Genomic DNA, 22,734 nt, shown 5'->3' on the forward strand with positions numbered 1-22,734 from the left:
ATCATAAAAAATGATAATCAAAAAACCGCTCACGGATGTGTGAGCGGTTTTGCTTTTCCTAGATGGCGCTAGAATGTCCACGACAGCGTGAGCGCTAGCCGCTAGCTTGAAGCTAGTGGCGGATACGAGTAAGCAATAAAATTTAAAAGCTATTCACCGCAGCAAATAGGTCTAAAACAAAATCTTTAACTAAAAGGATACAAAAGGAATTCCCTTTTTATAATCCTGATCCAAAAAAGTTTGAAAATGCACGAAACTAAAATGAAATTATTAAGGTGTCTTAAGAGTTTATTTCTATTACTTATTTTTACTATCATTTTTAATTGTGAAGATTCACAAAAAGACAAGTATATAAATATTCATTTCATACAATCTGGTACTAGTTTTCCAGTTTCAATGGATTGTACTTTTAGTGGTAATGAAAATGAACAAATAGGTGATTTATTTTATAAAAAAATTACTGATGTTTTATTTATTGATAAGTTCTATAATGAATATAAAAATTTAGAAGCTGATAGTGAGAATAAAAATCATCCAGATAATAGAATAATGGCATTTGTTCACATAGATGGAAAAAAAACGGATACATTATGTTTTGGAGAAAATCATGGATTAATGATAAACGGAATTAGGGTAAATGATTCTGAGAAACTATTAAAAATGTTGAAAGATAAAATTGAATACAAAACAACTTATAAGTCCTTAGATGAAGCCCCTCGCTCCCGCTAGCTTGTAGCTAGTGGCGGATACGAGTAAGCAATAAGATTTAAAAGCTATTCATATAAAAATGCTCATAAATAAAATGAAATTATCAAAACTTTTTAGAATTTTCCCCCACGCTAGCGCTAGAATGTCCACGTCAGAGTGATCGCTACCGCTAGTTTTCAAAACTAGTGGCGGTAATAGTAAGCAAATTATTAATTTTAATATAGCGTAAAGACAACCATAGTTTAGTTACTGTGGTTGTTTTTTTATAGAATAAAAGAATTTAAAATGTTTAACTTATTGATAAGATAGGTGAAGGCTTACCCTTTTTTGTAAAAATTATAGCGATGTATTAATCTGTTTATTGAGTATTATTTGTTTTCATTTTTAAGATCCTATTAATGAGCAAGTCGCTATCATATCTTCTACCAAAAATTTCGATTTCTAAAAATTTAGGTTTTAAATCTATCGTTACTACTTAAAATTATACATTCAGTAGCTTGTCATAAAACTTCACCAAAGTCTAAACTGTAAAAATAAACGCCCTATCTTCTTCTCAAAACTCCCCATGTTTAGGTATTTCACAACATTGTGAATTGGTTACTTTTAGGTTACCTAATCGAAACACTTTTTACATGAAATTTTCAATCATTTTAGAATACTTTATCTATACCTCTGTATTTCTTTTACTCATCTATAATTTTTTGGTTATGATCTTTTTGACTTTTAAAAATGAATTCATAAGTGAGGCTAAAGAAGTATTTATTCAAAAGAAAAGTATTTTAAAAATACAACAGGTATTGGTAGTTTTGATTTTTATAGGAATGCTAATGTATTATAACTCCAAAGGATATACTGCATCTTTGTCAATTATTCCTTGGATTTGGGGTTTTCTTGCTGGGTACATTTTTAAAATTTCAAGAAAACGTTGGCTAAATGAATTTATAGGTCTGGGAATTTTACTGGCGATTACTATTATCTTATTTTTTAAACAAACAGAACTTATTCAACTTGTAACAAATCTTGGAGTTTTAACTATTAGTTCAACTGTACATATAATATACATCGTTACTGGATTTATCTTAGGTGTGTTTCTTTGGTATAACGCTTCAGACACATAAGAAGAAGTTTTGTGTAATAAGGGTACTAAGCCGCTGATGTAACTTTCGCAAGCTCCTTTTGAAACCAGAGTACAAATTATATGGAAAAGAAATTAATTCCCCAAGGAATAAAAAAATAAGGAAAATCAATTATGATCATCGGGCTTGTTGATATAGAAGGACATAAAAATACTACTATTTTTTCCCACTGTCGCCTGTAATCATAAATGGTAAGATATATTGTATATGGCAACAAACTAACTGTTACCTTAGCAGCTAATAAGTTATACATCATTTACATATAAGCTTTGAATTGGATTCGGGAGAACAACGATTGTTAATTGATGTGTACGCATTAGCAGCATTCCTGTTGCTTTATTCTTGTAGAAAATACTTTAGAAAGAAAACTGTGATTGATGAAATAGATAAGATTTCTGAAAATGAAGATTAAAACAAAAACTGTCACAACAAATATGCTGCAACAGTTTTTAGTACTATTATATATAAGCTGATAAATTATTGAACATAAATAGCTGTTTGTCCATATTGGAAATGAATTGGAACATGTCCAGGATCTGCTTTAAACATGTATAAATCTTCTACTGGTTTTTCAAAGACCATAATGATATCCGATCCACCGAATCTGAATTTACCAAACTCACGTCCTTTGACAACAGTATCCCCCGTAGCAATCAATTTTTCGGCTGAAACTCCATTTGGCGGATTGTCTTTAGCGTACATCATTACACCAGAAACTTGTGCCATTCCAATAGGAATTATGGCAACTTTCCCTACTTTTTCGCCGCCGTTTACTATGATCAATCCACGTGATTGGTTAAATTCATAACCATCTTTAGCACCATCTGGTGTGTCCCATTGTCCTTCTACCATTTCTACATTTAAAAATACTTTTCCTGGAATATCTTTAATTTCTAATACTTCTCCACTTACTGGTGTATGGAAACGGTGATAATCGTAAGGTCCTAAGAAATAATGTACAAATGTTCCTCCGTAAAAATCTTTAGCATGCTCACTTCCATTTAACAATTCATCAATTGTACCAATGGTATGTGTGTGTTTTAAGCGATCTTGTGTAATTTGACCATTTTTTCCCAAGACATTCCCTTGATCGTCTATTTTATAATCTTTTTTAAAGGTACAATCTGCTGGTGCTACTATGGTTGTATTATCGTCTGGTGCTGCAATTGGGCGCAATGGCGAAATTCCTGTTACAGGATCAGCATTGTTAAATTCTCTGTAAAAGAACTCATTAAACGTTGTCCAACTCTCAGAATTATCACTATATAAAGGGTAATTATACATTGGATTATGTCTAAACGAATAATAACTTTCTTTTGTTAATGAAGCTGTAGTTTCTAGGAAACTTCCCCAAGCATTGGCAAAAGCTACTAACCAAGCTGCAAACTCTGGATAACTTTGTAATGAAAGTCCAGACTGTTCTACTTTTTGATCTACCAACCAATAAAATTGACATAATAAATCGTATACTTTTTGATTATATCCATTGGAAGAATCTGTACTTTTCCATGCATTTAGATAGTTTGGATCATCACTTTCATCTGGCACCAAACATACGTACATATCTAAATAATCATAATAATCTTCGATAGTTGTTGGCCAGGCATTTCCATTAAACTCATCATTATACGCATTATATAAATCTGAGTTTAAACTCTCTTTAGCCGAAATATTGGCGGCTTGTAATGATAGTAATAAAGCAGATGCTATTTCTGTCTTTTTTTTTAATAAGGTTTGTAATTCTAATACAATCGGGCTATGCTTTAAGTGTGTGGGGTTTTTCATTGTAAAAAGATTTAATTTTATTTTACTCAAATATAGAAGCAAAATAACTCTGATATACGCGTAGTATTGTCCTAATTAAAAAAGCAAGTAGATTTGCGTACTTTTGAAACTACAAATTTTAAAGATGATTCAGATACGAGAAGCAACATTTAATGACATCACAGCTATTTCCAAATTAGGAAGTACTACTTTTTTAGATACATACTTACCAAATACGCCCAAAGAAGCTGTAGAATCTTTTGTAGAAACTGCATTTGCTACAGATACACTTCGTTCAGAATTTGACAATACAAATATTCACTATTTCTTAATCTTTTCAGACGAAACACTTGCTGGATATGCTAAAATTGTATGCAATGTGTCTACTAATATGGTTGAAGAAACGCAGCTTACCAAACTTGATCGTTTTTATGTTTTAAAAGAGTTTCACGGACAAAAACTCGGTGCACAACTCTTTAATTATATCATAAATTTTTCCAGAGAAAAGCAACAAAACGGTATATGGCTGTACGTATTGATTGAAAATAAACGTGCTTTGCGATTTTACAAAAAAAACAATTTCAAAATTGTAGGTGAATATGATTTTAAAATTTCGGAAACACGATACAATCCAAATTATGTGATGTATTTGTCATTTTAGTATCATTTTTCAAACAGAATTTGTACTACTTTAGGGTCAAATACTTTTCTGGAATGAAAACACGTTTATTGTACCTATTTCTTATACTAGCTATTTACTCTTGCTCTAACTCAGAAGCCACACAATTTGTTTTGTTTGATCAAGAATTTACGTTTACATATCAAGACGCCATAAGTTCTTCGCCAAGTAAATCACATTACTATATTACGAATGAAAAACTTTCTCCAACCGTTCCCAAAGACTGGACACATCCTGTAGATTTTTGAAATGGAACGGTTCATATTCGTATAGAGGTTATTGAAAAACCAAAAGGAAACGAACCTACCAAATGGACGCTTTGTTATATTCCAAACAAAGGAAAAGGCAATATGTACGGCTGTACTTCTACGGTTTTGTTCACAGCAGAAGGAGTCTATGAAAAAGAGGTTTCAATGAACGAATTTTGGGAAAACGAAGCTATTATCTGGTCAGAAGGAATCAAACAAATGGATTTAGTGATTAAAGATGATAGTGGCGGACAAGGACATACACACAAACGCACAGATCATGAAAAATTCTTCCCCACAAAAGTTCGTATTACCATGATTCAAGTAGCAAAAGGGGCACTTATAACCCTAAAATGATACCTTAACAGTTGACAAATACTTTTTTGACCGTATATTGTATTTCTTTAGTGTTTAAATTAAATCTGATGCAAAAAGAAAATCCATCTAAAAGTCTGGCAAATCGGTTGCGTGAAGTATACACTGAAGGTAAATGGGTTACTGGTACAAACGTAAAAGAACAAATTATGAATACATCTTGGCAAGATGCTGTTAAAAGTATTCACGGTTTAAATTCTATTGCGGCATTAACATTTCACTTGCATTATTATATTGCTGGTGTTACGCAAGTATTGGAAGGAGGAACATTAGACATAAAAGATAAATACAGTTTTGATGCGCCACCAATTACGTCTGAACAAGATTGGAAAGATCGTATTGATTTATACAACAACAGTATAATGAAATTTATTTCACTTGTTGAAAATATGTCAGAAGCTCAATTATTTGAAAATTTTGTGTTAGAAAAATACGGTACATATCATCGAAATATAGACGTTCAAATTGAACATGCGTATTATCATCTTGGGCAAATACTTTTAATTAAAAAAATGATTGGGAATTCAGAATCATGAGTTCATAATTCAGAATTCAACTTTCATACTAATTGCATAAATATAAAATAAAGCTGCATACCTTAAAAAACAAAGAAGATGATATTTTACTGACTATTCCTGTGACTGATTGTAAAGTATGCGTTTGTTTTAACAACCAAGATATTGCCATTTTTAAACTCAATAAAAACTGGATTTTATAGGACATCGAATTATTGCTTCCGTAAACAAAAAAACTTCTCCTGTAAAGCTTTTAGAACGTTTGAATTTTAGAAAAGAAGCACATTTTAAGCAAAGTCTGTTCATCAAAGGAACTTGGGTTGATGATGTTGTGTATGCGGTTTTGAAAAGTGAGTGGAATGATAATTAAGGCTACGATTTCTTTTTAATATTTTCAAAATGTAGCGTTTTATCATTTTCTGAGTCTTATACCTCACAAAGGTTCAATACATGACAATTTTTCCAACTAAAAAATACTATTTAAAACTCATCGATAATCAAGCTACAACGTTACATCAGCTAGAAAATAATACCAAAAAATCGCATCGTTTTGAGGTAAGTTCTACCAACAAAAAGTTTTTAGGAATTATTCATGGATATGCTTTCAAATTGATTTGTCCGCATTCTCACTTTGGAATTCTTACCATCATGAACGGAAAAATTCATGAGAAAGAAATGCATGTTGTTTTTGAGTATAGACGTTCTTTTAAAATTATGATGGCAATTTTTATATGCTTTTTTAGCATTCAATGTGTCATTGACTTCTTTTCAAAATCTTCAGAAATCATGAGTTTGCCTTCACTAGGAATGCTAGCACTTATTTTAATGTTACTATTTGTTATTCCAAAAATGCTATTTATTATGGCATCTAGAAAATGTTTAGAAATTTTGCGGAACACATTAAAAATTGAAGAGTTAAAAACAAGCTAACTTATATAAAAGCTAGCACGAGTTTTAAACTCGCGCCAACTTTCATAATCCCTATAAAGTATCCAACTGATTGCTCTTTTTATCGTCACTAATCGTCCAAAAGAATCCTACGAAAAAGAATTGATCTGCGTTTGGACGAAGCGTTCTGCGTTGAAATGTTCCATTAATATCTGGTTGGTTAGCGTATTCATATCCGAAAACATTTCGCACTCCCAATGCATTTGATACTGAGAAGTACAAAATCTTTTGTTGAGAGATTAAATATGCCCAATTGAAACTCAAACTATGGTAATCTTTTGTTTTTTCATTCAAGAAACCACCAATATTTGGGTTTGTATATGATCTTCCTGTAGAATAATTATAGCTAAATCCGACTTGACTCTGCAATTTGTCAATCCAATGCTTAGTCACTAATGAAAAGTTATGTTTTGTTGCGAAATTTGGCATCGCTTCTACAGGATAATTTTCAAACTTACGCGAAGTATCTAAGTACGAATATGAAATCCAATAGTCTACATTTTTAATACTTTTATTGTCTCTCCACCAAAGATCTAATCCAGTTGCATGTCCAAAACCATCATTGGCAAAATCAGTTCCGAACTGTGGAAAATCGCCTGAAAAGGTAATTAAATCATTGTATTCTTTGTGAAATGCTTCTGCACGAAACGTTCTTCCTTCATGTGAATATTGATAGTTTAAAATATAATGTGTGGCATTTTCTGGTCGGAAATTTGTATTAAATTTTAAATAGTTGTTATTCGGATTCTGGTAAAATTGTCCAAAAGCAAAAGACACTTGATCTTTATCTGAAGTTTTATACGCTACCGACAAACGTGGTGAAATTGTAGTTTTCTCTAACAACGATGTATGATCTAAACGAACGCCAACTTTAGCCGCAAAGTTTTTAGAAAAGAAAATATCGGATTCTGCAAAAGCGCCAATTAAATTACTCTTGAAACCATAATCAACTTGAGGAACAAAAGGATTTTCAAACTCTTCATCAAAATCTGTGGTAAAGTATTCAGCTCCAAAACTTAGTTTGAAACGATTGCTAAAGTTCTTTTTCAATTTCCCTTTAAAGTGGAATGAATTTTCTAAACTATTAATTCGATCGTCAATAACACGTACTTTCGATTGATCGCGTGTATAACTCAATCCTGTTGAAACTCCCCAACCTTCTCCAAATACACCTTTGTATGAACCGTTCATGTATAAGTTATTATTATTCAGTTTAAAGCGAACCAACTCATCAACATTGATACTTTCTTGATCGAGTTCAAAATCGGTAATATCGAATGCTGTGTAAAACTTTAAAGTTCCATTTTCAAAATGATGACGAAATACACTTTCTCCTTGTCCACCTTGAAATGGTTTGATCCAATCGTTACGATCTGGAAACAATTCCAAATACGGTGCTAAATTAATATATGACGTACTAAAACTGATTGAACCTTTTTCCCACTTTTCGGTATGTCCAAGTGCGCCACCAACCGTCATCACAGAAATATCTGTTTTCTCTTGATCTGGTTCGTTGATGGTATTCAATTCTAAAACTCCCGACAAAGCTTGTCCGTATTCTGCTGAGTAACCACCTGTAGAAAAGGTAATTCCTTTAAATAAAAACGGCGAATAACGTCCACGTGCAGGAATATTATTTGTGGTGTTACTATACGGCGTAAATACACGAATTCCGTCAATAAAAATTTGTGTTTCTTCGGCACGTCCACCACGTACAAACAAACGACCATCTTCTGCAACGGTACTCGTTCCTGGTAAAGTTTGCAAAGCACCTACGAAATCGCCCAAAGCACTTGCTGTCGTTACAATATCCAATGGTTTTAAGGCAGTTACTTTGGCATTTTCACCAGCTTCAAACGATCCTGCACTCAATATTACTGCATTTAAAGCATCTACATTTTCACGAAGTTGAATCGTCATACTTTTCATTTGTGAAACATCTAATGATAGTTCTTTTGTTTCAAACGATAAAAAAGAAATTACTATAATTTGTGTGCCCGTTTCTTCGGTAGTAAAGCTAAATTCTCCTTTTTCATTGGTAGAAGCGCCATCATACGTACCTTTTAAGTACACATTAGCACCAAAAATAGGTTCGTTTGATTGATCGGTAATAATTCCGGAAACCGTTGTTTGTGCAGTAAGGATATTGCATACACAAAAACCGATAAGTAGTAGTAATTTTTTCATGAGATGTATTGTATTATTGATTGATGATGGCACAAATCTCTTGCAATTTGAAAGACTTCGAAAAAAGGAACTACTCAATTGTCGTAATTTAAGGATGAATTGTAGTTATACTAAATTTAGATATCAAAAATGAAATCAAGCAATTGCGGTTGATTCTAATTGCAGAAAAAATAGAAATATCATATTTTTGAAGTCTATAAAATCCTTACACGCTTATTTGCTTATGAATATAATGGTTTATCTTGCCTGTGCAGTTATTGCAATTTTTATTTATATTAAATTTTTTAAGCCAAAGAGCGATACTGAAGGATTGACACAAAAAGCAGGTAGTGGATTTCAAACCATTGATGATAAATTCAACGCAAAACGCAAAGAAAAACAAGAACGCATTGATCGTATTTTAGAGAAAATCAATGAAAAGGGAATGGCTAGTTTAACGGCGCAAGAAAAAGCATTGTTAGACGAATATTCAAACGCTCAATAGTGGCGTCTATTTTTGGGCATGCATTCGCAGCTTACACCATTGGAAAGGTTGCAAATGTAAAACTGAATCCCGTAAAACTATCTTTATTAGCAATTTTCTGTGCTGTTATTCCTGATGCAGATGTGATCATGTTTCAATTTGGATATCCATATATGCATCCTTTAGGACATCGAGGATTTACACATAGTATCTTATTTGCTTTTATATTGGCATTTTTGATCCGAGCTATCTTTTACAAAAAAGTCAAATACTTCTCCAAGCTTGGTATTGTGCTGTTTCTCATCTTTTTATTGTCTACAATATCACATAGTTTGCTTGATGCACTTACTAATGGTGGAAAAGGTGTTGGTTTCTTTATTCCTTTTGAAAATTCTCGTTATTTCTTTCCGTGTCGACCGATTTTGGTATCGCCGCTCGGTGCAGGGAAATTCTTTAGTGAACGGGGATTGCGTGTATTACAAAGCGAAGTAATCTATATTGGAATTCCTGCTATTAGCTTATTAATTTTAAATTATTTTTTTAGAAAAAAGACCTCATGAAAACACAACTCTTCCTTATCATTTTTATTATCATTACAATACTTGAGCTCTTTTTTGGAAGCTTTGAAGAATATATATACTTGCACTATTTTACAAAACCAGCCATTGTAGTTTCTTTACTTGTATTCTTTGTATCAAATTCAAAACATTTGCCCACTTTTATAAAGCGCTTCACTATACTCGCTTTGTTCTTTTCTTTATTAGGTGATGTTTTATTAATGTTTGTCGCAAACGCTGAAACTTTTTTCATTGCAGGTTTGGTTTCCTTTTTAATAGCACATATCATGTATATTTTGGTATTTCTTCGTAATAGAAATACAAAGATGAACAGTACTCCTTTCATACTGTTACTTTTACTGTATGCCACAGGTTTATTTTGGCTAATTAAAGACGGATTGGGAGATTTGTTAATTCCTGTTTTGGTATACATGTCAGTGATCTTAACGATGGCTACAACTGCATTTTCACAAAAAGGAATGATATTACACGCTGGTTATGTGTATGTATTTGTAGGTGCAATATTTTTCATGTTATCAGATAGTTTACTAGCTATCAATAAGTTTCATAACGAACTTCCACTTTCCAATGTCAGTATTATGGCTACATATGCTTTAGCGCAAATTCTCATTGTTTTAGGAATTCTCAAAAGTTATAAAAAGTAAAAAGTACTATTTTTTTTACTAAATTGCATTGCTTTTTTTGAGAAGCACTGAATTTTATGAGATTTTTAAAAGTTTTTATTGCCATATTCTTATTAAATCTTTCTTTAGATATTTATTTTAATAATGCTAAAGAATTTTATCAATACAGAGTTGTTACCAAACCTTTAATCACTCTTTTACTAGTTTTCTTTTTTTATATAAATAGTCATGCAATGCTATTTCGCAATCGGTTGATTATAATTGGTGCACTGCTATTTTTGTGTGCAGGTGATGTTCTTTTATTACAAGACACTTCTTTTTATTCATTAATAGGAGGATTGACACTATTTTTAATTGCAGTGCTACTCTACTCCTTATATCTTTATAAACAAACTCGATATGATATTGATCGACTAATTCCGTATTTGGCAGTTTCGCTGCTTATTTCGCTCTCTATGATTTACCTAATGTATGATGGTCTAAATAATTTATTAATTCCCGTCATGATTTATTTAGTAACAATATTGAATTTTTTAAAAATAGCTTTCTTACGTTATAAGAATGTAAACATTAAAAGTTACCGCTTGGTATTTGTCGGAATTCTATGTTTCACCTTAGTGCAGATGATTATTGGGCTTAATGAATTTTATAAAACCTTACCCTATACAGATGTATACATTATGCTTTTCTATGGAAGTTCGCAATTACTGATCATTTTGGGAATTTTAGCGATCAATCCAAAAGAAAATGTTCGAAAACAAGAAGACGCTTTTTTAATGTAAAGATGACTGTTTACGCTTTTTATAAGGTCTTATAATTAAACGCGCTTCACGATCGAAACGAATGTAATTGTATACCCAATTGATGAAGACAACCATTCTATTTCGAAAACCGATTAAAAAGAATAAATGCACAAACATCCACACAAACCAAGCAAAAACACCTTGAAATTTGAACTTTGGTAAATCAACAACCGCTTTATTTCTTCCTACTGTTGCCATAGAACCTTTGTCGTAATAACTAAATGGTTTCATTTCTTTTCCATGTAGCTGACGGACTAAATTTTTACCTAAATGCTTCCCTTGTTGAATGGCTGGTTGTGCCATCATTGGATGTCCAAAAGGATAATCTTCACTTTGCATTGCTGCAATATCTCCTAATGCATAAATATTGTCAAACCCTTTTACTTGATTAAATTGATTCACCAAAATACGATTGCCTCTAGTTATCAATTCTTCACCATCCAAACCTGGAATGGTAGCGCCTTTGACGCCTGCGGACCAAATTACGGTAGCCGATCTAAAGTTTATCGTATCGTTTGTTTGTACCCAAACTCCATCATAATTGATAACGCGTAAATTTTTCCAAACATCAACACCTAAGCCTTGCAGATAATCTTCTGCTTTTGCCGATGCTTTCTCGCTCATCGCTGGTAATATACGATCTGAACCTTGTACCAAATTGATTTTCATTTGACGAATGTCTAAATCGGGATAATCTTTTGGTAGAATTCCTTTTTTTATTTCAGCCAAAGCACCAGCCAATTCTACACCTGTTGGTCCTGCGCCTACAATTACAAAGTTCATCAACGCATTGCGTTCTTCTAAATCGGAAGTTAAAATTGCTTGTTCAAAGTTTTCAAGAATCAAACTACGGAGGTTCAACGATTGTGGAATCGTTTTCATCTCCATACTGTGCTTTTCAATATCACTATTTCCAAAAAAGTTTGTTTTAGATCCTGTAGCAATTACCAAATGATCATAACTGAGTTCTCCGATGTCAGTACTAATACATTTAGTATCTGTATTAATCCCTTCTACATTTGCCATGCGGAAGAAAAAATTTGGATAATCTTTGATAATCTTTCGAATTGGATATGCAATAGAATCTGGTTCTAATCCTCCTGTAGAAACTTGGTAGAGTAAAGGTTGAAAAGTGTGATAATTGTGTTTATCAATTAATACGGCTTGTACTTCTTGCTTTTTCAACTGCTTTGCCAGCGAAATTCCTGCAAATCCGCCACCAATAATGACTACTCTTGGGTAGCTTGTTCTTGGTATATTCATAAAAAAAAGGTCCTTTACACTACAAAAATACGGCTTTCTGAAATTTTTTTAAAAAATATGTAACATATTTGTGTAAAGAAACACTCATAAGCAAATAACCATCAAAAATTGAGCAAGAACCTCGAACATAGTTTTGTTACCAAATTAGAACGCAATCAGAATATCGTTCATAAAGTGTGTCGTATATATACCTCAAATAAAGATCAGCATAACGATCTTTTTCAGGAGATTACCATACAATTATGGAAAGCATACCCAAAATTCAGAGGCGATTCTAAGTTTAGTACTTGGATGTATAGAGTTGCGTTGAATACAGCAATTACTTTATATAGAAAATCTAAACGTAGCGTTAAAACACAAGACTATGAAAGTGTCGTTTTTAAGATTAAATCAGAAGATTATGACGATACTGAAGAAGAACAATTGAAATTAATGTATAAAGCAATCAAACAGCTTTCAGACATTGAAAAAGCTTTGATTTTCTTATACTTAGAAGATAAAAATTATAAAGAAATAGCCGAAACAATTGGTATTACTGAAGTCAATGCACGTGTGAAGATGAACAGAATTAAGACCAAATTGAAGAAGATTTTAAATCCATAAGTTATGGAAGAATTAGATTTATTAAAGAAAGACTGGAAAAAGCAAGAGGCAAATCAGCCTAAACTTTCCTACAACGATATTGATAATATGATGTTGAAGAAATCCTCATCACTTGTGAAGTGGGTCTTTTACGTCAGCTTATTAGAACTAGGTTTTGGAATTGCCATTGTGCTTCTTGCCTTATTAATTCAACCCGATATTTTGAACGACTCTAGCATGCCTTCGTGGCTGAATTGGTTCTTTTACGCAACCTCTGCAGTTGTATTTTACTTTATTTACAAGTTTTACATCAATTATAAAAAAATCTCTACAACAAGTTCTATTAAAGACTTGATGAAAAATATAATGGTCACACGCAGAACTGTAAAGCATTATGTAATGTACAGTTTGAGTGTGATTGCTTTTACCGTTTGCATTGCAGTTCCTACGGGATATATAGAAGGTGCTGGCGGCATGGAAGTATATAGTGCTGAAGCTACACTTTCTCAAAATTTAATTTTAGCCATCGCAACAATCATTGCTGCTTGTTTAGTCGTTGCCGTATTTTATGGAGTGTATTATTTACTATACGGGCTCCTAACTAAGAAACTCAAAACAAATTATAAAGAGTTACAACAGTTAAAATCATTAAAATAATCGAAACCATTTCAAATTAACAATATCATCATGAAAAAAATCTTTTTTTTTGGACTCACTGTTATGTTTTGCTTATCGGTAAGTGCACATGACAATACAAAGAGTTTCCAACAACAGTTTGGAACATCGTTAGTACAAAATACAACTTCAAATACTTCAATGTATATGATCAACAATGGAGGATTGATTCAGCTTATTTACAAGTTATTTTACAAAGTTGGACAAACTCTTCACGATTCAGTGAATGATTCTACAGAAGAAGAAACGACTACAAATTAAATTAATTTTCAATCGTACAACATAAAAAAAGGACGCTATATTAATATAAGGTCCTCTTTTTTGCATGCTTTTGGTACTGTATTAGTATTCCCATTTTCGCTTTTCATTGAGTTTTTCCATCGCTTCCAATTCTGCTTGAGGAATTACTTTTAAAAATGAAGGATGTTGCTCAATTGCATATTCTATTTTTTCTATGATATTTGCTACGCTTTCGTTTTCATAATCGATTTCTAGCGGTTCTTTGATTTCCATAGATTGTAAAATTCCTTTCTTTTTGATACGAAGTCCTTTACGATCAAATGAACGTCTAAAACCATCAATTACGATAGGAACCACTACAGGTTTGTAACGTTTTATAATATGTGCTGTTCCTTTACGGATAGGCTTCCAAGGTCTGGTTGTTCCTTGTGGAAACGTAATTACCCAACCATCATCAAGTGCAATTCCAATATTAGAAATGTCACTCATCTTTACTTGCCTGTTGACATCTTCTCCATTAGCTCTCCATGTACGTTCTATACTTACAGAACCAGCATACGCCAATATCTTTGGCAATAAGCCTGCTTTCATAGTTTCCTTGGCAGCTACATAATACAAATTCAACTTAGGATTCCATAAATAACCTACATTTTTAATAGAATCTTCACGACCTTTCAAACTCGCATTAAATACGTGAAACATAGCTACAACATCTGCAAAATAAGTTTGGTGATTGGAAACAAATAATACATTTTTGTCTGGTAGGGAACGTAATATATCAGAACCTTCTATTTTCAGTTCATTAAAACCACGATAGCGTCTATGTGTCATAGTTCCCGCAATTCTAATCAACCATTTTTTTAAAAATAGTATATGTCCGAAAGGATTTCTTTTGAATAATCCCATGTATTTTAATTTTTGAACGAATTACAAAGCTACGAAAACTAATTTGAAATGGCTTTAGAAATGATGTCTTTAACTTCACTTAGCATCATTGCTGTTGCGCCCCAAACTACGTGTTTGCTCAAATAGAACGCTGGAACCTCTATTTTTTTCATGTATGAAGTTGTCAATTCTTTTTGAATTATTGCACTGTCTGAGAGAAAATCTGAGAGCGACACTTCTATAACAGACTCTACTTCTGATGGTTGCGGAACAAAGGTTGGTGTTTCTTGTAAAACGCCAATAAAAGGTTGTACAATAAAATTACTCGGCGGAATGTACGTCGCTGTAATTTCACGGATTACTTCTACATTATGTATGGCAACTCCAACTTCTTCTTCTGTTTCACGCAATGCAGCGGCTTCATAGTTAATATCTTCCGATTCTAGCTTTCCTCCAGGAAATCCAACCTGATTGGAATGCACACCGCTATAGGTTTTACGGAGAATTAGCACGAATTTTGTATCTCCTTCAGCATTTGGATAAAACAATGCCATAACTGCAGATTTTCGCGCATTTTTCATACGGTCTTTCAGATCACTAAGTTCCTGCTCTCGCATTGAAGGTGCCATTTTCAATTGAGAAGAAACACCTGGAAGCGGGATTTTTGCTATTTTTGGAAGGATTTTTTTAAAATTATCAAAATTCATCTATGAAAAAGATTTGCTTTGTATTGATTGTTGCATGCGTATTATTTGGTTGCGAAGATACTAAAACTTCTACACCTGATTCGAAAGAATCACAAAAAACCAATATCTCTGAAACAGCTAAAAAGGCTACAAAAAAAGTTGAAGAGAAGAAGAAAAAAGAGATCAGAATTACCAGCAAAAATGTATTGGATTACATGATTGAGTATGGTAAAAATAATCCCGAACGTAAAGTACGGATCGTGACCGACTTTGGTAATATTGATATCGAATTATATAGCGAAACACCATATCATAGAGCCAATTTTATCATGCTTGCAAAACGCAATTATTTTGAAGGCACACAATTTCACCGTGTGGTAAAAGATTTTGTGATTCAAGGAGGAAACTCTGACGGTTGGAATATTGCTAAAAAGCGACGAAAAATTGGGAAGTATTTACTTCCTCCAGATACCAAAAAAGGATTTAAACATCATAGAGGTGTTATTTCCATGCCTAGCGGCGATATTGATAATGCGTATAAGCTTGCTTCTCCCTTTGAATTTTTTATTGTTCAGAAAAAAGGAGGTACACATCATTTGAATGGAGGGTACACTGCTTTTGGTAAAGTATTCGCTGGTATGGATGTTGTGGACAAAATTGCCAATCAACCTACAGATAAAGGAGAATGGCCTAAGGCAGAAATCATGATTCGTCGTGTTGAAGTATTGGATTAACAGTTTTGGTAATAACGCTCATATATTTTTTTAAATTATTTTTATAATTTCATTAGTTTTGCAGCCAATTTAACATTAAAACTTATGAAAAAACATACAAAAGCATTTTTTATTTTTTTGCTATTTACATCAACTATTTTTGCCCAAATTAATTTTGAAAAAGGGTATTTCATCTCTGAAAATGATCAAAAAATTGAATGTTTTATTAAAAATGAAGGTTGGGTAAACAATCCCAACAGATTTGAATATAGAATTTCTCAAGACAGTGAAACTAAAGTATTATACCCAAGAAATTTTAAAACGATAGTCATAAACAATTCCTTCAAGTTTGAAAAACACACCGTTCCTTTTGATGATGCTGATCGTTCTATTGCTAAACTAGATTATGAAAGGTCTCCTAATTTTAAAGAAATAGATCTTGTATTAAATGTACTTATTGAAGGAGAAGCCACTCTATATTCCTATATTGACGGAGACAAAAAAGCCTTTTTCTACAAACTAGGTGACAATGATATTAAACCATTAATCTACAAGGTATATACAAATGCAAATAATGATATACTTTACAATAAAAGATATCAACAACAATTACTTACTGAATTTTCATGCACAGGAATTACTGAGAAGAAAGTGATTAGAGTTGATTATGATAGAGGCGATTTGCGTTCTTTCTTTAAATATTACAACGAGTGTAAAGGAGAAGCTGTCGTAGAATTTAATAAGCCCCAAAAAGGCACATTTCACCTTAAGGTTTTTGCGGGAGCATACAACAGTAGTGCTATAAGTAATTTAGGAATATCTGCTTTCTTTGCTAACGGAGTGGAAACTGCTACAAACTGGTCACCTACATTTGGTATCGAATTTGAGTATGTATTTCCATTTAATAAAAATAAGTGGTCAGCCTTCGTAGCACCGAATTATAGTTCGTATGAAGGTGAAGGCAATTTTTTAGATTTATCCGTAAGAAGAAAATATAAACTTGAATACAGTGCTATTCAAGTTCCTATAGGTATTCATCATTACATGTTTTTAAAAAATACTTCAAAACTATTTCTAAGTGGAGCTGTGATTGTAGACTTTTTATTAGACGCAAAAGGTAGTGGTAATGTAAATATTGAAAAAGATAGATTTGGGGCTAACGCAGGATTTTCTTTTGGAATTGGATATTCCTATAACAAATATTCTGTAGAAGCTAGATATATTTCAGATAGAAATCTTTTGGATAATGGCTCTGCTTCAGAAGCAACCTTAAAACAATTCTCCATTACTATAGGATATACTATTTTCTAAAAAAACATGCTGTAGAAAATATTGTAAAGAACTGGCGTAAGTCGGTTCTTTTCATTTTTGATAAATAGTAGGCAACTGTATTCTGAATTTTACCACAATCAAGCGAATTGAAATGACCATGAGTACTGTAAAAATATAGATTAAGTCTTCTGCCAAACCTGCATATTTTAAAACAAAAAAGGTAATTCCGCCAATAATACATGCCGTTGCATAAATTTCTTTTCGGAAGATTACTGGAATTTCATTACATAAAATATCTCGAATTACACCACCAAAACTCGCACTCATTGTCCCCAATGCAATACAGATGATAGGATGTAAATCGATAGAAATTCCTTTTTCCACACCAATAATGGTAAAAACGCCTAATCCGATCGTATCAAACAAAAATAGCGATGTACGAAGTCGGTTCAACTTTTTCCTGAAAAGGATCGAAAAGATAACTGCCGCTCCAATAACGTACACATAATTTAAATCGTTCATCCAGCCAACTGGTGTTTTTCCAATCAACATGTCACGCAAAGTTCCGCCACCAACTGCCGTTACAAAAGCAATGATAAAAATTCCAAACGGATCCATACGTTTTTGCATCGCAATAAGTACACCTGAAATTGCAAAAGCAAACGTTCCAATAATATCTAGCGTATAAAAAAGCATTACATATTTTGTGTGTAGAAATTGTAGTCTTTGATAATGATGTCTATAAAAGGAATGGTAGCTTTATCAGATTTTGTTTCCATGACTTGCTCTATTTTGGTTCGCAATTTATTCAACGTATCAAAATCTTTACTCTTTTTAGCAATTAAAAAAGTTTCTTTAATAATACGCATGTCATTATCTGAAAGATTGATTACAGAAGGATATTGCGGTTTGTAGTTGTTACCTAATTCTTCCATAATTGTATGCGAAATAAGCACTTTATTTTTCTTGGAAATTACTGCTGTTCCTGCTGTAATATCGCCCAAACGCTGTCCTTTATCACTCATAATCACACTAATAATGGCTATAAAACCACTCAACAAATTTAGGTCAACAATTCTAAAAAACCAGCGTATCAAATAATCGACAAATGTAGCTTGATAACCATCAATTTTAACCACTTTAATTTTTACAATTTTCTTCCCAATGGTTTGTCCTTCCCACAAGGACTCTAATACTAAGCTGTAAATAAGAGCAGGGAAAACCAATAATGAATAAATGGCAAATCGAGACCAATAATCCATATCAATAAACCATTCAGAATCTTTAAAAATGGCATAAAAACTCTCAATAGCCACATATCCGTAAGCAATTTTTATAATCAGGTCAATAACATGCGCCACAACACGTTCACCAATAGCTGCCAATGTAAAATTGATATTTACATTTTGCGTAGTATTAATTTGTATCTGTGACATATAATTTTTTATTTTAGCGTAACTATGAGAGAAGTTGCATTTATTAAGCAAAATAAGGAAAAATGGTTAAACTTTGAAAAAACCATTTATAATAATAATTTTCAAAATCCCGATGAACTTTCATCCTTATATATTCAGTTAATGAATGACTTGTCGTATGCACAAACATACTATCCTAAGAGTAAAACCATTAGCTATTTAAACCAGCTTGCAGCAGCAGCTTTTCAACGTATTTACAGAACTAAACGTACCAAAACCAATCGTCTTATTTCATTTTGGAAAACGGAAGTTCCACTAATTATGTACAATTATCGTCGTTATGTAATGTATGCATTTTTGATATTTGGCGTTTTTGTTGCTATTGGAGCTGTTTCTGCTGCGTTTGACGATTCGTTTGTTCGTTTAATTTTGGGAGATGGATACGTAAATACAACTTTAGAAAACATCCAAAACGGCGATCCTGTAGCCATTTACAAAAGTGGAAGTAATTGGGGAAGTTTTATTGGTATTACGCTTCGAAATCTGTATGTAGGTATGCAGTGCTTTATATTTGGAGTATTTGCAGGCATTGGTACAGGCTATGTTTTAATGGTCAATGGTGTCATGCTGGGTTCATTTCAGTACTTCTTTTATGATCAAGGTGTATTGTGGGAAAGCGTTCGCGGTATTTGGATTCACGGTGCTATGGAAATATTTGCCATTGTTATAGAAGGTGCAGCAGGCTTGATATTAGGTGCTAGTATCTTGTTTCCTAAAACCTATTCGCGAATCACCTCGTTTAAAATGGGACTTAAAATCGGAATAAAAATATTAATCAGTACGTTTCCTTTTACAATTGCCGCTGGCTTTTTAGAAGGATATGTCACTCGATACTCGAATATTATGCCGAATTCGGTTTCAGTTGGTATTATAATTCTTACCTTAGGAATTATATCATTTTACTATTTAATATATCCACGTATTGTACATAAAAAACTAAAAACACATGTTTCAACTCTATAAATCCAGAGATTTCGGATTATTTTTTAAAGACACTTTTGATTTCTTAAAACTACATGGCGCCCACTTTTTCAAAAATTACTTGATAGTAAACGGCTTCTTTTTGGTAATTTTAATCGGAATGAGCTATCTATTACATAGTGAATTAGCCGAAATGCAAGTCTTAGGGCTATTAGATGAGAATAACGAAGAAGTGCTGTTTGATTATTTGCGAAGACATTCAAGTAGTTTTATAACCTATGGAATTTTCTATGTACTCTTAGGTGCTTTTGTGGGGATATTAAACTATTCTTATGTACCTTTCTACTTTAAGCTTTATGAAAAACATCAAGGTGCAAATTTCTCATATAAAGAAATATCCAATGCCTTGTTTTCTAACTTTGGTAAGTTGATCAAATTTATACTTGCCACCATCTTAATTTCAATTCCTTTGCTTATTGCAACTTCAATTGTCATGGCTATTTTGACATTTACTCTTATTGGAATTCCTTTTATTTTATTTGTGGTAGCTTTTATTTCGCTCTTTTATCATTCTGCTATCATGGAATATATAAAATCTGACAACAAAGGTGTTTTTGATTGTTATGGGTATAGTTTACAGCTTTGTTTTCAAAGCTTCTTCCCTGCTGTAGGAGCTGTCGGTATTTTTATGTTGATTACTGGAGTATTTCAATATGTTTTAGGCTTAACACAAGAAGGTATTTTATATTTTATTGGAATTTCTGTGTATGAAGATCCTACGTATTTAAACGATTTAGAAAAAACTTCATTCATATTCATGATTGCATTTATATTGCAAATTGCCATCTATCTAATCAATTTTATTATTTCTGCCATCATACAAATACATCAAGCTATTGTGTATTATGGTTTAAAAGAAGACCGCGAAAACATTTACACAAGAAGTGCCATTGATCATATTGGGAAAGGCTAACATTTATGTCAAAACTATTCAGAAACATATTTTTTACTTTTCTCATTGTTGGATTTTTTTCTAGTCCACTTCGAGCTGAAACTCTTATATCTTTTGATGAAACTGTTGTTCAACAAACTCCTGTTAAGGAAGACAGAGCATACATAAGTCCTAAAAAATATGACGAAGATTTTAAAGAACGTTATGCTACTGATGAATATCAATATGAAGGCGAAAAAGCAAGTGAAACTTGGTATAGTAGACTCGTAAATTGGTTAGAAGAAACTTAGCAAGAATGGTTTAATTTAGAAACACGTGAACAAGCTTCTGATCTTGTAAAAGATCTTACCAATTTATTCTATGTCATTATCATCATTTTGGTGGTATTCTTTATTGTAAGAACACTTATGAATGGTGAAGGTCGTTGGGTATTTGGGAAACAATCTACACGTCGTAAAATAAACTTTGAAGATGTAGATACTGATATTTTGATTACTGATTTTGATACATTGATTGCCGAAGCCGCCCAAAAAGGCGATTATCGATTGGCAATTCGGTATCAATACCTCAACATGCTAAAAAAGTTCAATATTGCTCAAGTCATTGTATTTGATCCTGAAAAAACAAATCTTGATTATACATACGAAATTACGAATGATGGATTGCGCGAGCAGTTTCAGTACACTTCATACTTGTATAATTATGCGTGGTATGGTGAATTTGATATCAACGAAGCACAATACGAAAAAGCACAAGAGTCTTTTCAAGTCTTACTTAAAAATGTTGCCGCATGAGTAAAAGACTAAAAATATATCTTGGAATCTTAATTGCGCTCATTATTTCAGTTGCGTTTATAGAAGTGTCAAAACCAACTCCTGTAGATTGGCGTGAAACTTATAATGAACGACAAACCAAACCGCTAGATGTAGAAATATTTCACAAAGAAATAGGAGTCATTTTATACGATGGAGAAATCAATGATGTCTACCGAACTCCTTATGAGTTTTTCGCCAATCAATACGATTGGAAAAAATACGAATACAAAATTGAAGGAACATACATGAGTATTTCTCCCGATTATCTTGTAGATCCTTCTTCCATTCATGAATTACTCGATTTTGCTGCAGAAGGAAATACCATTTTTATCTCTTCCAAAGAGATGCCACGTTATTTGAGAGATACACTTGGTTTTTCTATAAAGGATGGTGTAAGATATGCTAGTAAAGCAACTTTATCATTTGCCAATAGACAATTAGCCAACAATACCATTTCAATTGACAAAGGAATCAACAACATTCATTTCTCATACATCGACACCTTAAACACCATGGTTTTGGGGTATCAAAAATTTGAAAACGATTCCACAAATACGAAGTACACCAATTTCATTCAAGTCCCTGTTGGAAAAGGTTCGTTTTTACTGCATACGCAACCTGTTACATTTACAAATTATCATTTATTAAAAGATAATCATCATAAATATTCAGAAGGTGTATTGGCCTATATTCCAAATGAAGATGTCTTTTTTGATTCGGCAAATAAAATAGCAAATGCTCAAAGCCCCCTTAGCGATTCCAGATTTCGTTTTATAGAATCGCAACCTGCATTGCGTTGGGCTTGGTATTTGGCTTTACTCTTTTTAGCTATTTTTATTATATTTAATATCAAGCGAAAGCAGCGTATTGTAAAAGTGTTAAAACCACTTGAAAATACAACCTTAGATTTTACCAAAACTATTGGAAATCTATTCTATGAAACCAAAGATCATCAAAATGTAGTACATAAAAAAATCACGTATTTCTTAGAATATCTGCGTACAGAATATTTTATGGATACGCAAGTACTCGATGAAAAGTTTTGCAAACGCTTACATCAAAAATCTGGAAAATCATTAGAAGAAACTGAGCAACTCATTAAGCTAGTAAAAATATTAAAGAAGAAATTATTTTTTGACGAGTATGATGTCATCCGAATTACAGCCGCCATTGAAAAATTTCGAAGAAAAGACAATTAAATTAGTAAATTACACTATTAAACACATTA

The 22,734-nt window shown here is 32.4% G+C and carries 29 protein-coding genes; 22 read left to right on the forward strand and 7 right to left on the reverse strand.

From position 1 onward, the window contains the following. Positions 1–246: 246 nt before the first annotated feature. Positions 247–729 carry a hypothetical protein gene (locus tag MK119_RS20115; RefSeq protein ID WP_290682724.1) on the forward strand — a complete coding sequence of 161 codons (483 nt, stop codon included), beginning with the start codon at positions 247–249 and terminating at the stop codon, positions 727–729. 611 nt (positions 730–1,340) lie between these two features. Further along, a complete protein-coding gene (locus tag MK119_RS20120; RefSeq protein ID WP_290682726.1) occupies positions 1,341–1,826 on the forward strand; it encodes a hypothetical protein in 486 nt (161 codons plus the stop codon). A gap of 495 nt (positions 1,827–2,321) precedes the next feature. Here the strand turns inward: MK119_RS20120 and MK119_RS20125 are convergent, their stop codons facing one another. Then, the gene (locus MK119_RS20125) at positions 2,322–3,629 is read right to left on the reverse strand and encodes a phosphatidylserine decarboxylase (RefSeq protein ID WP_290682727.1); all 1,308 of its coding nucleotides are present in this window, start codon (positions 3,627–3,629) and stop codon (positions 2,322–2,324) included. 124 nt (positions 3,630–3,753) lie between these two features. Here MK119_RS20125 and MK119_RS20130 point away from each other — a divergent pair, with 124 nt between their 5' ends. From MK119_RS20130 to MK119_RS20155, 6 genes are all read left to right on the forward strand, one after another. Further along, a complete protein-coding gene (locus MK119_RS20130) occupies positions 3,754–4,269 on the forward strand; it encodes a GNAT family N-acetyltransferase (protein ID WP_290682729.1) in 516 nt (171 codons plus the stop codon). A gap of 53 nt (positions 4,270–4,322) precedes the next feature. Beyond that, positions 4,323–4,535: a hypothetical protein gene (locus MK119_RS20135; protein ID WP_290682731.1), complete on the forward strand. Its 213-nt coding sequence runs from the start codon at positions 4,323–4,325 to the stop codon at positions 4,533–4,535. Between the two features lie 102 nt (positions 4,536–4,637). Beyond that, the gene (locus MK119_RS20140) at positions 4,638–4,892 is read left to right on the forward strand and encodes a hypothetical protein (protein ID WP_290682733.1); all 255 of its coding nucleotides are present in this window, start codon (positions 4,638–4,640) and stop codon (positions 4,890–4,892) included. Between the two features lie 68 nt (positions 4,893–4,960). Next, complete coding sequence (locus MK119_RS20145) at positions 4,961–5,446, forward strand: DUF1572 family protein (RefSeq protein WP_290682735.1); 486 nt, start codon at positions 4,961–4,963, stop codon at positions 5,444–5,446. A gap of 241 nt (positions 5,447–5,687) precedes the next feature. Beyond that, positions 5,688–5,795, forward strand: coding sequence for a GNAT family protein (locus MK119_RS20150; RefSeq protein ID WP_290682736.1), 108 nt, complete (start codon positions 5,688–5,690; stop codon positions 5,793–5,795). An 80-nt stretch (positions 5,796–5,875) separates the two neighbouring features. Further along, on the forward strand, positions 5,876–6,355 hold the full coding sequence (locus tag MK119_RS20155) for a hypothetical protein (protein ID WP_290682738.1): 480 nt from the start codon (positions 5,876–5,878) through the stop codon (positions 6,353–6,355). Between the two features lie 51 nt (positions 6,356–6,406). Here MK119_RS20155 and MK119_RS20160 read toward each other — a convergent pair whose 3' ends face one another. After that, a complete protein-coding gene (locus MK119_RS20160; protein ID WP_290682740.1) occupies positions 6,407–8,560 on the reverse strand; it encodes a TonB-dependent receptor in 2,154 nt (717 codons plus the stop codon). Positions 8,561–8,783: 223 nt separating this feature from the next. Here MK119_RS20160 and MK119_RS20165 point away from each other — a divergent pair, with 223 nt between their 5' ends. Genes MK119_RS20165 through MK119_RS20180 form a run of 4 tightly spaced genes read left to right on the forward strand, consistent with a single transcriptional unit; the run spans position 8,784 to position 11,006 of the window. Then, a complete protein-coding gene (locus MK119_RS20165) occupies positions 8,784–9,044 on the forward strand; it encodes a DUF6576 domain-containing protein (RefSeq protein ID WP_290682742.1) in 261 nt (86 codons plus the stop codon). Continuing rightward, positions 9,044–9,583, forward strand: coding sequence for a metal-dependent hydrolase (locus MK119_RS20170; protein ID WP_290682744.1), 540 nt, complete (start codon positions 9,044–9,046; stop codon positions 9,581–9,583). Before MK119_RS20165 ends, MK119_RS20170 begins: the two co-directional genes overlap by 1 nt. Then, positions 9,580–10,245 carry a lysoplasmalogenase gene (locus tag MK119_RS20175; protein ID WP_290682746.1) on the forward strand — a complete coding sequence of 222 codons (666 nt, stop codon included), beginning with the start codon at positions 9,580–9,582 and terminating at the stop codon, positions 10,243–10,245. Before MK119_RS20170 ends, MK119_RS20175 begins: the two co-directional genes overlap by 4 nt. A 56-nt stretch (positions 10,246–10,301) precedes the next feature. Beyond that, positions 10,302–11,006, forward strand: coding sequence for a lysoplasmalogenase (locus MK119_RS20180; protein ID WP_290682748.1), 705 nt, complete (start codon positions 10,302–10,304; stop codon positions 11,004–11,006). Here the strand turns inward: MK119_RS20180 and MK119_RS20185 are convergent. Further along, a complete protein-coding gene (locus MK119_RS20185) occupies positions 10,998–12,290 on the reverse strand; it encodes an NAD(P)/FAD-dependent oxidoreductase (RefSeq protein ID WP_290682750.1) in 1,293 nt (430 codons plus the stop codon). The genes MK119_RS20180 and MK119_RS20185 overlap by 9 nt on opposite strands. Before the next feature lie 108 nt (positions 12,291–12,398). Here MK119_RS20185 and MK119_RS20190 point away from each other — a divergent pair, with 108 nt between their 5' ends. Genes MK119_RS20190 through MK119_RS20200 form a run of 3 tightly spaced genes read left to right on the forward strand, consistent with a single transcriptional unit; the run spans position 12,399 to position 13,808 of the window. Further along, positions 12,399–12,893, forward strand: a complete 495-nt coding sequence (locus tag MK119_RS20190) for an RNA polymerase sigma factor (RefSeq protein WP_290682751.1) — start codon at positions 12,399–12,401, stop codon at positions 12,891–12,893. Between the two features lie 3 nt (positions 12,894–12,896). Beyond that, entirely contained in the window at positions 12,897–13,529 is a 633-nt protein-coding gene (locus MK119_RS20195) for a hypothetical protein (RefSeq protein WP_290682753.1), read from the forward strand. A gap of 30 nt (positions 13,530–13,559) precedes the next feature. After that, a complete protein-coding gene (locus MK119_RS20200; RefSeq protein WP_290682755.1) occupies positions 13,560–13,808 on the forward strand; it encodes a hypothetical protein in 249 nt (82 codons plus the stop codon). Positions 13,809–13,889: 81 nt separating this feature from the next. Here MK119_RS20200 and MK119_RS20205 read toward each other — a convergent pair whose 3' ends face one another. Together MK119_RS20205 and MK119_RS20210 are read right to left on the reverse strand one after the other, a co-directional pair. Beyond that, positions 13,890–14,693 (reverse strand): lysophospholipid acyltransferase family protein, encoded by an 804-nt coding sequence (locus MK119_RS20205; protein WP_290682757.1) that lies wholly within the window; start codon positions 14,691–14,693, stop codon positions 13,890–13,892. Positions 14,694–14,731: 38 nt separating this feature from the next. Next, on the reverse strand, positions 14,732–15,379 hold the full coding sequence (locus MK119_RS20210; protein ID WP_290682759.1) for a CoA pyrophosphatase: 648 nt from the start codon (positions 15,377–15,379) through the stop codon (positions 14,732–14,734). 2 nt (positions 15,380–15,381) lie between these two features. Between MK119_RS20210 and MK119_RS20215 the strand changes: the two genes are divergently transcribed. Beyond that, positions 15,382–16,092: a peptidylprolyl isomerase gene (locus MK119_RS20215; protein ID WP_290682761.1), complete on the forward strand. Its 711-nt coding sequence runs from the start codon at positions 15,382–15,384 to the stop codon at positions 16,090–16,092. A gap of 84 nt (positions 16,093–16,176) precedes the next feature. Beyond that, entirely contained in the window at positions 16,177–17,382 is a 1,206-nt protein-coding gene (locus tag MK119_RS20220) for a hypothetical protein (RefSeq protein WP_290682763.1), read from the forward strand. A 51-nt stretch (positions 17,383–17,433) separates the two neighbouring features. Here MK119_RS20220 and MK119_RS20225 read toward each other — a convergent pair whose 3' ends face one another. After that, positions 17,434–18,039, reverse strand: coding sequence for a trimeric intracellular cation channel family protein (locus MK119_RS20225; RefSeq protein WP_290682765.1), 606 nt, complete (start codon positions 18,037–18,039; stop codon positions 17,434–17,436). Beyond that, positions 18,039–18,779 (reverse strand): RDD family protein, encoded by a 741-nt coding sequence (locus MK119_RS20230; protein WP_290682767.1) that lies wholly within the window; start codon positions 18,777–18,779, stop codon positions 18,039–18,041. The genes MK119_RS20225 and MK119_RS20230 overlap by 1 nt, the downstream gene beginning before the upstream one ends. A gap of 24 nt (positions 18,780–18,803) precedes the next feature. Between MK119_RS20230 and MK119_RS20235 the strand changes: the two genes are divergently transcribed. The 5 genes from MK119_RS20235 to MK119_RS20255 all read left to right on the forward strand — a co-directional run bounded on the left by MK119_RS20235 (position 18,804) and on the right by MK119_RS20255 (position 22,705). Continuing rightward, on the forward strand, positions 18,804–19,781 hold the full coding sequence (locus tag MK119_RS20235; RefSeq protein ID WP_290682769.1) for a stage II sporulation protein M: 978 nt from the start codon (positions 18,804–18,806) through the stop codon (positions 19,779–19,781). Beyond that, the gene (locus tag MK119_RS20240) at positions 19,765–20,712 is read left to right on the forward strand and encodes a hypothetical protein (RefSeq protein ID WP_290682771.1); all 948 of its coding nucleotides are present in this window, start codon (positions 19,765–19,767) and stop codon (positions 20,710–20,712) included. The genes MK119_RS20235 and MK119_RS20240 overlap by 17 nt, the downstream gene beginning before the upstream one ends. Before the next feature lie 5 nt (positions 20,713–20,717). Continuing rightward, entirely contained in the window at positions 20,718–20,981 is a 264-nt protein-coding gene (locus MK119_RS20245) for a hypothetical protein (protein WP_290682773.1), read from the forward strand. Between the two features lie 117 nt (positions 20,982–21,098). Further along, positions 21,099–21,485: a hypothetical protein gene (locus MK119_RS20250; RefSeq protein ID WP_290682775.1), complete on the forward strand. Its 387-nt coding sequence runs from the start codon at positions 21,099–21,101 to the stop codon at positions 21,483–21,485. Next, entirely contained in the window at positions 21,482–22,705 is a 1,224-nt protein-coding gene (locus MK119_RS20255; RefSeq protein WP_290682777.1) for a DUF4350 domain-containing protein, read from the forward strand. The genes MK119_RS20250 and MK119_RS20255 overlap by 4 nt, the downstream gene beginning before the upstream one ends. Positions 22,706–22,734 lie beyond the last annotated feature (29 nt).

The organism is Kordia sp. (assembly GCF_022447245.1).
In the GTDB taxonomy this organism is placed as follows: Bacteria; Bacteroidota; Bacteroidia; order Flavobacteriales; family Flavobacteriaceae; genus Kordia.

Coding starts and splice junctions, on each gene's coding strand:
- MK119_RS20155 (WP_290682738.1), top strand. CDS start 5,876: ATGACAATTTTTCCAACTAAAAAATACTATTTAAAACTCATCGATAAT.
- MK119_RS20165 (WP_290682742.1), top strand. CDS start 8,784: ATGAATATAATGGTTTATCTTGCCTGTGCAGTTATTGCAATTTTTATT.
- MK119_RS20245 (WP_290682773.1), top strand. CDS start 20,718: ATGTCAAAACTATTCAGAAACATATTTTTTACTTTTCTCATTGTTGGA.
- MK119_RS20235 (WP_290682769.1), top strand. CDS start 18,804: ATGAGAGAAGTTGCATTTATTAAGCAAAATAAGGAAAAATGGTTAAAC.
- MK119_RS20175 (WP_290682746.1), top strand. CDS start 9,580: ATGAAAACACAACTCTTCCTTATCATTTTTATTATCATTACAATACTT.
- MK119_RS20205 (WP_290682757.1), bottom strand. CDS start 14,693: ATGGGATTATTCAAAAGAAATCCTTTCGGACATATACTATTTTTAAAA.
- MK119_RS20135 (WP_290682731.1), top strand. CDS start 4,323: ATGAAAACACGTTTATTGTACCTATTTCTTATACTAGCTATTTACTCT.
- MK119_RS20120 (WP_290682726.1), top strand. CDS start 1,341: ATGAAATTTTCAATCATTTTAGAATACTTTATCTATACCTCTGTATTT.
- MK119_RS20130 (WP_290682729.1), top strand. CDS start 3,754: ATGATTCAGATACGAGAAGCAACATTTAATGACATCACAGCTATTTCC.
- MK119_RS20180 (WP_290682748.1), top strand. CDS start 10,302: ATGAGATTTTTAAAAGTTTTTATTGCCATATTCTTATTAAATCTTTCT.
- MK119_RS20125 (WP_290682727.1), bottom strand. CDS start 3,629: ATGAAAAACCCCACACACTTAAAGCATAGCCCGATTGTATTAGAATTA.
- MK119_RS20145 (WP_290682735.1), top strand. CDS start 4,961: ATGCAAAAAGAAAATCCATCTAAAAGTCTGGCAAATCGGTTGCGTGAA.
- MK119_RS20240 (WP_290682771.1), top strand. CDS start 19,765: ATGTTTCAACTCTATAAATCCAGAGATTTCGGATTATTTTTTAAAGAC.
- MK119_RS20195 (WP_290682753.1), top strand. CDS start 12,897: ATGGAAGAATTAGATTTATTAAAGAAAGACTGGAAAAAGCAAGAGGCA.
- MK119_RS20210 (WP_290682759.1), bottom strand. CDS start 15,379: ATGAATTTTGATAATTTTAAAAAAATCCTTCCAAAAATAGCAAAAATC.
- MK119_RS20115 (WP_290682724.1), top strand. CDS start 247: ATGCACGAAACTAAAATGAAATTATTAAGGTGTCTTAAGAGTTTATTT.
- MK119_RS20215 (WP_290682761.1), top strand. CDS start 15,382: ATGAAAAAGATTTGCTTTGTATTGATTGTTGCATGCGTATTATTTGGT.
- MK119_RS20160 (WP_290682740.1), bottom strand. CDS start 8,560: ATGAAAAAATTACTACTACTTATCGGTTTTTGTGTATGCAATATCCTT.
- MK119_RS20185 (WP_290682750.1), bottom strand. CDS start 12,290: ATGAATATACCAAGAACAAGCTACCCAAGAGTAGTCATTATTGGTGGC.
- MK119_RS20220 (WP_290682763.1), top strand. CDS start 16,177: ATGAAAAAACATACAAAAGCATTTTTTATTTTTTTGCTATTTACATCA.
- MK119_RS20230 (WP_290682767.1), bottom strand. CDS start 18,779: ATGTCACAGATACAAATTAATACTACGCAAAATGTAAATATCAATTTT.
- MK119_RS20225 (WP_290682765.1), bottom strand. CDS start 18,039: ATGCTTTTTTATACGCTAGATATTATTGGAACGTTTGCTTTTGCAATT.
- MK119_RS20140 (WP_290682733.1), top strand. CDS start 4,638: ATGTACGGCTGTACTTCTACGGTTTTGTTCACAGCAGAAGGAGTCTAT.
- MK119_RS20250 (WP_290682775.1), top strand. CDS start 21,099: ATGAATGGTGAAGGTCGTTGGGTATTTGGGAAACAATCTACACGTCGT.
- MK119_RS20255 (WP_290682777.1), top strand. CDS start 21,482: ATGAGTAAAAGACTAAAAATATATCTTGGAATCTTAATTGCGCTCATT.
- MK119_RS20200 (WP_290682755.1), top strand. CDS start 13,560: ATGAAAAAAATCTTTTTTTTTGGACTCACTGTTATGTTTTGCTTATCG.